Raw genomic sequence first — 12,276 nt, 5'->3', positions numbered from 1 at the left:
AATGACAGATAGCATTACACCACCAGGGAATTTAATTCTCACGGAACTTGCCATCAATCCACCCTATCTGGCGGCTTCAGTCCTAGATAGTAAGCTCGATGATTACATAGCAGTTGTAAACTGGCTTATGAAGTACAAACCAAAGCCTGATGCTACTAATTTAGAGAAAGTGCGAGGCTACTTAGAAGCGTTTCATCATTTATGTGAAGTTGAGAATTGGAGAAGAGCTAGTGATATCCTTTCTATTCGCCTCAATACGCCTACAAAGGACGAATTACATATTCAGTTGGGAATTTGGGGATATCATCAGGAAAGGATTGAACTGTACAAGAGACTTTTAGGCAAATTAAATCTTAGGGTAAATGCTAGACTTCTAGGCAATTTAGGGAATGCATTCCTATCTTTCGGAGATTACCATCAAGCGATTGAGTATCTTAAACAGTATTTGACTATTGTACGAACAAGAGGCGACCGATCTGGAGAAGCGGAAACGCTGGGCAATCTAGGCATTGCTTATAAATCCATAGGAGATTATCCCCATGCAATTGATTACCATCAGCAGCATTTGGCAATTGCACGAGAGACAGGCAACCTCACTGGGGAAGCTACAGCATTAAATAACATAGCTGTTGTCCATTATTACTTAGGAAACTTCACGCAGGCAAACAATAACTATAAGCAGGTGTTAAGCAAGCTAGAGGAGATAAGAGATGATGAGATTATAGGAAAGGTAATTGGTAACTTGGGAAATACCCTAATCGAATTAAAAGACTATTTACAAGCTGAAGAGAATTTACAGACAGCACTGAAAATATTTAAAAAAGTTGTCGCTCGTTGTGATGAACCTATAACTCTGTATAACTTGGCAAGACTTCATCAAAGATTAGGCGATTTAGGGCTGGCAAATGAGTATTGCGATCGCGCCTTATCCATTGCTACAGAATTAAACCTACCGCTAGCAAAAGAGTGTCAGCAACTCAAGAAAAAATTGCTGAGTCAGAAAGTATAAGGCGTGAGTCGCTACGACTGCACGAGTAATGGTGAGAAGGGATAGCCGCGATCGCATATAATCAGCAGCATCTAGATATCGTGCAAGCAGCGTTACAGGAGTTAACGCGATCGCAAGCCTAAAAAAAAACCCCAATACAAGATGTATTGGGGTTTTTGATTAATTGACGACTGAATCAGTTCTGAAACTAACTCGACACCAGAAATTTAGACGGCAGAAAAGAAGACCTTTGACTTGACGGGGTCGGGAACCATTGTCTTGTCACCCGGTTGCCAACCAGCGGGGCAAACTTCGTCGGGGTTAGTTTGTACGTACTGGATTGCTTGCAGCGTCCGCAGAGTCTCATCGACGTTGCGACCAAAAGCCAGGTTGTTAATCGTAGCGTGCTGAATCACGCCTTCTTTATCAATGATGAACAGCCCCCGGAGTGCAATGCCTGCCTCTGGATCGAGGACATTGAAAGCAGCACTAATCTCTTTCTTAATATCGGAAACGAGGGGATAGTTTAGGTCGCCGACGCCGCCGGACTTGCGGTCTGTCTGAATCCATGCCAAGTGGGAAAATTCACTGTCTACAGAGACACCAAGGATTTCAGTGTTGAGATCCTGAAATTTTGAATAAGCGTCACTAAAAGCTGTAATCTCTGTAGGACAAACGAATGTAAAGTCAAGAGGATAGAAGAACAAGACTACATATTTGCCACGATAGTCAGACAGTTTGATGGTCTTGAATTCCTGATCGACCACAGCGGTTGCGGTAAAGTCCGGGGCGGTTTGTCCAACCCGAAGACAGCCTTCTGTGTGGTGGGTCATGAATAGATTCTCCTTAAATGGAATAGATTTTGCATTGACTCGTGCTGAGTCAAGGGTAATCTAGTTGAGGTCTACCCTAGACGCAACGACAGCTAATTTACGAACTGTAACAACTATATCATACTCATAACGAGTTTGAGTAGGAATGAAGAATTTGGATACGCGCGAGTGGCTGCTCACCAACGGGTTAGGAAGTTTTGCCAGTGGAACGGTTTGTGATGCTCGGACTCGGACTTATCACGGTTGGTTAATTGCCGCCCTCGATCCGCCGAGTCAGCGCACTTTATTACTGTCTCACCTGGATGCCAGTTTGGATGTAGGAGGACGGGTATTTGCACTGGGGACGAATTTCTGGATAGATGGAAAAATTGACCCTTTGGGCTATGAGCTACTGCGTTCTTTCGACATTGACCCCTTTCCCCGTTGGGTTTGGGGTGAAGATAACTGGCAGCTAAGCAGGCAGCTGGTGATGCCCTATGGCTTAGTAGAAAGTAGCTCACAGAGCGTAAGTAGCGGGAAGGAGACTGAGCAAGTAGGTACTCCCCAGTTTTGTCACCGGATTTTGATTCAGTACCGCTATGAAGGCACTGAGTTGGCTACGCTGAGGTTACGCCCGGTAATTGGCGATCGCGACTTTCACCACCAGCAATCCGGCGCTTCCGGATTGTCCTTCTCGCAATTAGTCGGTCAAAAGCAAATTTGCTTGCAAGGGATGCGTCCTGACTGGACTGGGACTCCCTGGCAATTGCGCTGGAGTAAGGGTCGCTATCAACCAGACACCGTTTGGTATTGGCATTATTACTATCCAGAAGAGAAGCGGCGGGGATTGGGGGACAAGGAAGACCTCTACAGCCCTGGATACCTGACAGTACCCCTACAACCGGGAGACTCCCTCACCCTAGAAGCGAAAGTGGGATTATGTAACTCCAAACAATCACAGCTCAGTTCCCTAGACTTTGAGCAAGCAGTGCAGGTTGAGCAACAACGACTGAAAGCGCTTCGCCGTCCCTTGTTGAGGGTTCATGGCAACGAACTCTCAACCATTAACAATGACATTGACAATGATATTTGCCAGCAGCTGTTGCGAGCAGGCGATCAATTTATTGTCTACCGCGCTTCCATTGCTGGCCCGACTGTGATTGCTGGCTACCCCTGGTTTAATGACTGGGGACGCGATACGCTAATTGCTCTACCAGGACTAGCTTTAGCGACTGGGCGCTATGAGTTAGCGAAGGGACTGCTGGAAACTTTTGGGCGCTATTGTCGGAATGGTTTGATTCCGAATGCGTTTCCAGATACTGGAGCTGAGCCATTTTACAACAGTATTGATGCTGCGCTGTGGTGGATTGAAACTTTGGGTCTTTACCTAGAAGCAACGCAGGATTGGGATTTTCTGGCTCAGCAATATCCTGTGGTGCGGCAGATTTACAAAAGCTTTATGGCTGGCACCCTGTACAATGTCCGGATTGATGCCACGGATGGGCTAGTTACCTGGGATGCGCCAGGAGTGGCGCTTACCTGGATGGATGCGGTGGTTGATGGTCAGCCGGTAACGCCTCGTCGGGGTAAACCTATAGAAATTAATGCTCTCTGGTACTCTGCTTTGTGCTGGGCTAGCCGATGGGCAGAATTGTTATTAAGGGAAGGAGGCGCGAATTCACAGAGGCGGATTAACCAGCGAGAACGCTATATTCAGCAGGCGCAACAGGTGAAGAGATCGCTGCAAAAGTTCTGGAATCCGACGCTGGGATATTTCTACGATACGATCGCACCGGATGATGTGCGAGACCCCACAATTCGTCCGAATGCAGTTTTGGCGCTCTCGCTCTATCATTGCGGGTTTCCTACCGAGCAAGGGCGGTCTGTCCTCAAGGTAGCAGGCGATCGCTTAGTGACACCCTACGGTCTCCGCAGTCTCGACCCCGCCGATCCCCGCTATGTGGGGACGTATGCTGGGAATTCTCAATATCGCGATCGCGCCTACCACCAAGGTACGGTTTGGAGTTGGCTGATTGGCCCCTTTATCCGAGCCTGGAAGCGCCTCTACGATTCAGAACCCGTCCCTTTTGATTGGCAGTCGATGATTGAACACTTGCAGTCCTCAGCCTGCCTGGGTTCGGTTTCGGAAATTTTTGATGGCGATCCGCCTCATGCAGCTCAAGGAGCGATCGCTCAAGCTTGGTCTGTTGCCGAACTCATCCGGCACTACTCTGACTGATTAGCACCGAGGAATGAGTACGATCGCAAGCCTACTCATTCCTCAGTCCTAGCTTTTCATAACTTTTAAAATGGCTCTGGCGGGATTTGAACCTGCGACCTTGGGCTTATGAGTCCCCTGCTCTAACCACTGAGCTACAGAGCCAAGTTTTCTTGAACAACCTTATCATCCTAGCATACTGGCGTGATTATTGCTATCCCTCACGCAAGAAAAGAAAAAAGACAAAAGAATATATTTTCTTTTGTCTTTTGCTTTGTCTTTTGCCTTTTTTTAGCGTCGAGGTAGCAAAGCTATTGGGTTGATAGCTCCTTTTCCAGATGGATGTAACTCAAAGTGAAGGTGAGGTCCAGTGCTGCGTCCGGTGCTGCCCATCTCAGAAATCTGCTGACCTTGCTCAACTGCTTCGCCTTCGCGAACCAGGAGCCGGTTGTTGTGGGCATAGCGAGTCAAACTGCCATCCGGATGCTGAATGTCCACCAGATTTCCATAACCACCTGAATTCCAGCGTGCATAGACTACGACACCAGGAGCTGCCGCCACGACGGGTGTGCCAACCGGAGCCGCAATATCAATCCCCTTGTGCATCCGTCCCCAGCGCCGACCATAACCAGAGGTCAAAACGCCCTTTGAGGGCCAGATGTAGCCATTGAATTGGATTTGGCTATCCGGCAGGTAGGGATTTGGACCAGGGAGGGGCGGTAACTCTGGAGCAACTTGTTGTCCGAAGGGGGGCCGGAGTGTCGGGTTATAAGTGTCCGCTCCGGAGGGCGCTGCTGCCACCAATGGCTTCTGGGTTCTAGCCCGTGGTGCAGCAGGTGGGGGCACTTTGATTTCGATTGCCGCCTGCGATCGCTGTTGTTGCCGTTGCCGCTTTTGCATTTCTGCTTGTACGGCTTCGTTATAACGATTTGGGCTGAATTCTGGATTGATCGGAGTCGAGTATTCAGAACGTTGCAACGGTTTGTTGACGACAGGTGCAACCGGCTCGAATGCGGGAGTCACTGGCACCGAGATGTTAGCAACCGGAACGTTCTGTGAGTTAGCGGTATCCCCGTTTTGCTGGGTACGATACTGCTGCCGTAGTTTGATGATGTCTTCCCGTAGTTTCTCAATCTGGGTGCTGTACTCAGAGTTTTGCTTCAAGCCAGCAGACTGAGTTTGGTTCCTCTCGGCAATCGGTGTGGCAGCGGGTGTGGCAATGGGTAACGGATTACCCGCTACTAACATTGGTTTGACGATAGGTACGTTAGCACTACTTTGCACCCGTACCTGTGTTGCTGCGACGGGTAAGGGAACAGCCGTTGGCAAAGTAGGAACGGAGAGATTCGGTACAGCAACATTAGACTTGGATTGTCTAAGTGCAGCGTTCAAACCAGGAATTACAGTTACAGTCTGTTTTTTCGGGATTTTCAGTGCTTGATTCACTCGAATCATGTTCGGGTTATCTAACTGATTTATCCGCAGCAGTTCTCCTCTGGAAACGCCGTGAATGCGAGCGATCGCATCCACCGTATCTCCCGCCTTGACCTGGTAAACATCTGCCGTTACCCCATTAGGTTCGACGACGGCAATCGGTACGGGTGCCACTGTCTGGATTGGCAGCGCTTGGTTAGTCGCGGTCGGTACTGGGATTGGTACGCTTTCATTCACCCCTATCGCCTGCGGGGATGCTTCTAGCGATTCCCGTGCCTGTGCCGATGGGAGGTGGTTAATCACCCGATTGGAGGCGTTTTCTCCTGGCATCTGCACCGCGATATTGCGTGGCACGGACGGTACTTGGTTGATTACCTGATTGGGGGCGTTTTCCCCTAGCATCTGCACCGCGATATTGCGTGGTACGGACGGTACTTGGTTGATTACCTGATTGGGGGCGTTTTCCCCTAGCATCTGCACCGCGACCGGAATTTGCACTCTAGGAGCAGCTATTTCCACCTCAGCAGCTTCAGAGCTATCAATTTGGGCTGTTTCAGTGACCTCTAATTGACCAGCAGATGCTTTTGTCGTCTCCTCAGACCGCAACTCCGCCAGACTGCTCTGCAAGCGGCTCCGCTGCTCCTTTAAGCGGCTCATGGCAGCGTCTTGTCTTGCTTTTAATAGCTCATTTACGTTGCCGGGAATCGTGACTGATTGACCCACCGGCAGTCCATCCGATGTTGTCGCTCCAGATGATTGCTGCACCTGTATCGGGCGAACACCATAAGACTCTGATAGCTTTTCGACGGTATCGCCCGGCTTCACTTCGTGAACAATACCGTTCGCTGAAGGAATTTTCACCACTTGTCCAGCTGGAAGAGCTGAGCTGGATTTAATGTTGTTGGAAGTGGCGATCGCGGCAGGTTCTACCCCATAGTTCTTCGACGATTGCCAAATTGTCTGTGCCTGCTGCACCTTGTGTTCGATAACGCGCGGTGCTGGTTTCGATTCTGCTTTAGCGTCCAGCTCCACCTTCGGGGAAACGGCCTCAGATGTGAATTCCGGCTCTACTACCTTTGGGGAAGCAGCGACAGATTTGGATTCCGGCTTTATTGCTGCGACTGAAGCAGTTGTTTCTGGCTCCACTTTTGAGGCAGGAGCGGCAACAGCAATATCTGTTGCAGCAGGAGCGTTGGTAACAGTCGGCTCAGTGGCGACCGGATCGGCTGCCTTTGCTTCATCGCCTTGTTGCGGCAGCAATAGGCTGGAGGTGCCCATTGAGATTGCCAATCCAATCATGGCGGCAGAGGTGCGAGCCCGACGGTTAACCTCTGGAGAAATTGGCTTCAATAAACCTGACTCTCCCCCGGAAAGCTTTCCTGCGGACAGATTCGCTTTCGCATCTTTGTCTGCTGCACAGGAAGGAACTGATTTAATCTTGTGCGTGAATGGGCGTTTCAAACACGACCTCCTACTTATGACGAGCGCTTAACTGTCCCTGAATGATTGTTTTTTACCAGTCAATGGGACAAATCACATCAAAAAGTGATTAGGATCACTGCCGGTAATCATACCTAGGCAAGATTACCCTGCTTTTTTGATTTAGACAAGTTTACATGACTGGGAAAATTTAATCATGCACGACCTACATTTGACCCACCCTGCTGAAGACTTCATCATTGCGTTAATCAGGAGCCTTTTGTCAAGAGCTGGCAAGTCAATGGTGTATTCCTTTCTAAGGCGTGCATATTGGAACATACTTGCTTGACTTGCTTTACTCCGGAAGACTGAGAAAACAACTTTTTCGTTGTTGGCATCCTGCTGTTGATCCATTACAACATGAGACTTTAAGCTGATTTTGCCTTGAATAACAACCGTAGAATCATGGAGAAAACTCTGACAAATGGCATAGAGCATACCGACGCATATTTACTAAAAATCTTCCTAAAGATTGATTCGAGGTTGTTTTAGAGGCTCAGCACTGAAAGATTTTGGATAAAAAAATCTATCAATCAATTTCCCGTTGTTACTCTGTTGTTCATAGAAATTTCTTATCTAAGCCGCGCTCATTCGGTATTCTAGATAGCTGAAGGACGTAAAAGAAACTCTCTCAAGAAAGGGAAAAGAGTCATTCGTCACCGAGTGTTGAGCAAGAAGTCATAGGGAAAGCTCAGCCATAAATAGTCACAAACAGTTGCCGGTTAACACGTTTGAGATTCCTAGAGAAAAGGTCAAACCAAATTTCTAACCTTTAACTCAATCTGCGAACACCTGACTAAAGATTGATAACACGCAATGAGCAAAGGACTTGTTTGCCTCCTTCAGGAGGACAAAATCCCCAGTTGGCGACGCGCTTCAAACAAACCGACTGCGGCACTAACAGAAAGGTTCAGGCTCCGAACGTGCGGCTGTGACATTGGAATATAGACAGTATTGGCACAAAGGGCGAGAACTTCTGGAGGTAATCCAGTTGTTTCGCTACCAAATAATAGCCAGTCATCTGCCCGAAACTCGAACTTCAAGTAGTTATCCCTTCCCGAAACGCTGAAGCCAATCCATCGTCCCCCTCGCTGCTGATGGAATGCCTGAAAATCCTCTAAACCAATGTGGTGGTGCAGATTGACGTAGGGCCAGTAATCCAGACCGGCACGTTTCAGATAGCGATCGCTAATGTCAAAACCCAACGGCCCGACTAAATGCAGTTCCGTCCCAGTGGCAGCACAGGTACGGGCAATATTGCCGGTGTTGGGCGGAATTTGCGGCTTGTAGAGAACAACAAACGGCATGAGACTTACTAATTACTCTGGCTCTAACACTAAAATCCACGATGGAAACTCAAATTATACCCAAAGAGGCATGAACCTATACATATTTGTTATATGACTCACCCCAAGCAAATTGATTAAATATTCTAATTCCCGAATGATTCTTTTTAGCCAAAAAATTAAGCCACAAAAAGGCAAAAAAAGAAATCAGGGGCTAGGTAAGGATCGAAGATAAAGAATGAAGGCTTTAGGATAATTCTCTGCCTTCAGGCTTCATTCTCGATCCTTCAAGTGCTTCATGCAACTAGGCTCTGGCACAATTTGTCTTCCAGTTCGCGCTCTTGATCTGCCACCGCTTGAATGGCGTCAATCATCACGCTGGAAGTGTCAAAACCTTGGTTTTGGAGATTTAACCACCGCTGAGCCGAATTTCCTTCGCGGAGAATCTTTTTCAGAGGTGACAAGAAACAGCGAAAGCCCATCTGTTTAGAGATGTCCCAAACTTCGCTGGTTATTTCTTCAATCCAATCTCGCGCCAGGATCGGTCTGCCGTCTTGCCAATGTCTCAGAGTTGCATCCAAACTTTGACGGGCGGCGGCGTCTTCGTTGGCGTCAGTCAGGGTAATCAAGTCTTGTGAAGACAATTGACTCATTGCTAGGGGATCGAGGCTGGGGTCATCAATCAACTGCAAAAGTCGGGCTTCTAGCAAGGCTGTAACCGCCAGCAAGGCAACCGGATCGATGATCAGGTCACAAATTCTCAGTTCTAGGCGGTTAAGGTCGTAGGGGCGCTGGTTGCCATTTGGTCGCACGGATGACCAGAGGTGGCGGACATTTTGCATTGTCCCAGCGGCTAATTGGGCTTCCGTCCACTGGATAAAGTGGGCGTGACTTTCAAATAAGGGAACGTGGGCTGGGGTTTTTGGGAACAATCCCCAGCGAGTCGAGTGATAGCCAGTGGCTTTACCATCCAAAAACGGGGAAGAAGCACTGAGGGCAAGGTATAAGGGTGCTTCTAGGCGGACAAGGCGAATCGCCCGCATCAGGGTTTCAGGATCGCTGATACCGATATTGATGTGAACGCTGGCGGTGACAACTTTGGTGCCGTAAGTGTTCTCAATGTAGTCGTGGTAAGGATTGCTAGGGTCAGAGCGCCAGAAGCGATCGCTGCCTCCTAAAGACAGCGTACTCCCCGGAATCAGGGTGTAATTTCCCAGGCGTTTTAGATACTCTCGGAGTTGCCGTCTAGGGCGTAGCAAGGCACACAATAATCGGTCGTAACAATAAAAGGGTTCTGTGATATATTCCACGTTGCGGCTATCCGGCTCCCGCATGAACCCGTCTAGGTCTGCCACAATCCGATCGGATAAACCCACAATGTCACCATTGGGGGTGCCGGTATACATTTCAATTTCAAAGCCTTTTGATAGCAAGGGGTTTTTCCTCAGATGAGTGAGTACGAAGTACGGACACGGGATACCGCTACCGTTAAAAAGTGTATCGAGGAAGACGAAATGGCTCCTCTGCCCTTAGTCTGGCATCAAAGTTGGTACTGATGATAGACAGTGGTGGCGGCTCGGTGTAGCAAGGAGTGCCGATAAACGAGGGAGTCAAGATCGTCAGCATAACCCCCGCCAATCACACAGGCGACTGGGTAGCCGAGTGCCACACAGGTACTCAAAACTTGCATTTCCCGGCGGAAGATTCCGGTGTCTGTGAGGGCGAGTTTGCCCAAGCGATCGCCAGCATGAGGATCGACGCCAGCATCGTATAAAACAAGATCCGGCTTGACTTGTGAGAGCAAATCTGGGAGATATTTTGCCAAGGTTTGCAGATAGGCGTCATCTTCCATCCCAATCGGGAGAGGAACATCTAAGTCACTTTGTTGTTTGGTTCCGGGAAAGTTAACTTCGCAGTGCATCGAGAAGGTGAAGACGCTGCTATCTTCTTGGAAAATCACGGCGGTACCGTCTCCTTGATGGACATCTAAATCCACGATCAGGATTTGACGCACCAGTCCCAGATGTTGAAGCACGCGGGCAGCAATGGCTAAATCGTTGAAAATACAGAAACCAGAACCATAACCGGGAAAGGCGTGATGAGTACCCCCCGCAGTATTGCAAGCTAAACCGTGACTGAGTGCCAGTTTAGCGGTGAGAATCGTACCGCCTACTGCCACGCAGGTACGATTTGCTAATGCGGGACTCCAGGGCAATCCGATTCTTCGCTGGGCTTTGGCATCGAGGGTGCCTTCACAGTATGCTTGGACATATTCTGGGGTGTGAACGAGTTCTATCCACGCTAGTGGAGGAGGTTCGGGCGGATGAATTTGCTCTGGATGCGCTACGCGATCGCTTAAGAGCATTTCGTAGAGTTTGCTGAATTTGGGCATGGGGAAGCGATGCCCTTCTGGGAGAGGTACGACATAATCCTGGTGGTAAATAATTGGCAAGTCCATATTTAAAATTTTGAACTGCCAAGCGGCAAAGGGAGAGAGGATTAACGGCGCGATTTTCCTCAAGCGCTACGCGATCGCAAAATTTTCCAGGCAAACCCACTAACCAGGCAACCTAAACCAATACTGAACAAGATGACAATAACCAGATTCGCCAAGGGGATGACTGCGGATAGTTGGTTGTCGATTTGGTTAGGGTAAGGCTGGGTAAAATCTTTTACCAACGCCGAGGAAGCAGAGGCGGCGACTGAGGCGGTTCCCACTCCCAGACTGGCAGCGGCGATAATATTTTCCAGATTGCGATCGCGCTTAGCTTGTTCAATCTCGACGATGCCTCGAATCGTGTTAATCACATCTTCTAGCACTCTCAATGCAGGGCTAAAGCTGGCACGATCTTGTTGAATTTGAATTTCGTATTGCTTGACTATTTGGTTAAATTGTGCCAGAAAATCCAGCTCGGTTTCTCCATATTTGCTAGCTTCTTGAAGCAGGTAATTTAAATGTTCTTGGTATTTTTTCTGATAGGTTTCAATCGCGTGCAATTGAATTTCTAGATGATTTAAGTCTGAAGCATACTGGGACAATATTTTTATATTTACTTCTAAAATTCTCTGCAATTCTTTTAACGGTAGCTGCTTGAGCATTTCACCCGCTTGAAAAATATAGCCGAAATTCTCTTGCAATTGCTGTCTGAGTTTCTGAGCTTCACAATAAGACCAAATAATTTTATTGCGGTAGTAAAACAACTGCATCCAGACCTCAGAATATTTAGCAGCTTCAGTTTCGGCGGCTACATCGGGATAAAAGATAACCAAAACATGGTGATTTTCTTCCATGTCCCAACGCTGGGGAGGTAGCCACACTTCAAAAATGGTTGCCCCTAAAAATTTTCCTTTACTTGGCTTTTGCTGTTTCCACCTCCCAAACTTCAAAGTTTCGTAAGCTTCTTGGGCGAGACATTCTAAAGGGGTTTCACAGTTACGAGGTAAAATCCCAGACACGAGCCAGGTTTTTCCAAGATTGCCTTGTTTATCAGCAGCAAGATGTTTGAGGCTAGGAAAGCATTTAAAAGATTGCAAATAGTCTCGATCGTTAATGTGGCAATTAAACAAAAGCCCATAACTATCGCTAAATCGCACGGGATAATAAAAGCCTTTGACTGGATATCCTTCAGTGCGAGCTTGAAAAGTATAATAAGCTTCAGTTTCCCCCGCTAGGCGCAATAATTCTAAATATTCTGGATCGTTATAATTTGAATCGTCAGCAGCGACAAGAATTCTTTGCAATTCTAACGGGAAGTTATCCCAAAACGTGAGCTGGTTTTGGTTGATTTGCTCTGCATCGTCTCCCAACCCGTTTCTCAAGTGGTAAACAAATAGATTCAGGTTAGGAAGAAATAACAGATTCATCGGAAGAGTAAACATATTGCCACCATACCTGGCGATTCAAATCACCGCTATGCCAACCCCACTTCAGAAAAAAGGAAGTAGAAGTTGCGAGAACTTTTAAACAAAGCCCGCTGGCGCGGACTGAGAACCAATATAGAGTGTATGACGAAACCTGCTCAAGGTAGATTTAGAAGCGATCGCAAAATTTTGCATAGC

The 12,276-nt window shown here is 47.9% G+C and carries 8 protein-coding genes and 1 tRNA gene; 2 read left to right on the top strand and 7 right to left on the bottom strand.

The features are described 5' to 3' along the window. The first annotated feature begins 1 nt into the window (after position 1). Positions 2–1,009: a tetratricopeptide repeat protein gene (locus NC997_RS19290; protein ID WP_190529162.1), complete on the top strand. Its 1,008-nt coding sequence runs from the start codon at positions 2–4 to the stop codon at positions 1,007–1,009. 206 nt (positions 1,010–1,215) lie between these two features. Here NC997_RS19290 and NC997_RS19285 read toward each other — a convergent pair whose 3' ends face one another. Continuing rightward, the gene (locus NC997_RS19285) at positions 1,216–1,821 is read right to left on the bottom strand and encodes a peroxiredoxin (protein ID WP_190411983.1); all 606 of its coding nucleotides are present in this window, start codon (positions 1,819–1,821) and stop codon (positions 1,216–1,218) included. A 145-nt stretch (positions 1,822–1,966) separates the two neighbouring features. Here NC997_RS19285 and NC997_RS19280 point away from each other — a divergent pair, with 145 nt between their 5' ends. Beyond that, positions 1,967–4,039 carry an amylo-alpha-1,6-glucosidase gene (locus tag NC997_RS19280; RefSeq protein WP_190529160.1) on the top strand — a complete coding sequence of 691 codons (2,073 nt, stop codon included), beginning with the start codon at positions 1,967–1,969 and terminating at the stop codon, positions 4,037–4,039. 71 nt (positions 4,040–4,110) lie between these two features. Here the strand turns inward: NC997_RS19280 and NC997_RS19275 are convergent. From NC997_RS19275 to NC997_RS19250, 6 genes are all read right to left on the bottom strand, one after another. Beyond that, a tRNA-Met gene (locus tag NC997_RS19275) sits at positions 4,111–4,183 on the bottom strand. 126 nt (positions 4,184–4,309) lie between these two features. Further along, entirely contained in the window at positions 4,310–6,913 is a 2,604-nt protein-coding gene (locus NC997_RS19270) for a peptidoglycan DD-metalloendopeptidase family protein (protein WP_190529158.1), read from the bottom strand. An 860-nt stretch (positions 6,914–7,773) separates the two neighbouring features. Continuing rightward, complete coding sequence (locus NC997_RS19265; RefSeq protein WP_190411980.1) at positions 7,774–8,238, bottom strand: tRNA (cytidine(34)-2'-O)-methyltransferase; 465 nt, start codon at positions 8,236–8,238, stop codon at positions 7,774–7,776. A 275-nt stretch (positions 8,239–8,513) separates the two neighbouring features. Next, complete coding sequence (gene gshA, locus NC997_RS19260; RefSeq protein ID WP_190529156.1) at positions 8,514–9,650, bottom strand: glutamate--cysteine ligase; 1,137 nt, start codon at positions 9,648–9,650, stop codon at positions 8,514–8,516. 107 nt (positions 9,651–9,757) lie between these two features. Next, the gene (locus NC997_RS19255; RefSeq protein ID WP_190529154.1) at positions 9,758–10,675 is read right to left on the bottom strand and encodes a histone deacetylase; all 918 of its coding nucleotides are present in this window, start codon (positions 10,673–10,675) and stop codon (positions 9,758–9,760) included. Positions 10,676–10,734: 59 nt separating this feature from the next. Further along, the gene (locus NC997_RS19250) at positions 10,735–12,096 is read right to left on the bottom strand and encodes a hypothetical protein (protein WP_190529152.1); all 1,362 of its coding nucleotides are present in this window, start codon (positions 12,094–12,096) and stop codon (positions 10,735–10,737) included. Between the last annotated feature and the right edge of the window lie 180 nt (positions 12,097–12,276).

The sequence above is a fragment of the Trichocoleus sp. DQ-A2 genome (assembly GCF_039961915.1).
Taxonomy (GTDB): domain Bacteria; phylum Cyanobacteriota; class Cyanobacteriia; order Cyanobacteriales; family FACHB-T130; genus FACHB-T130.
This window is presented reverse-complemented; position numbering and strand designations above follow the sequence as displayed.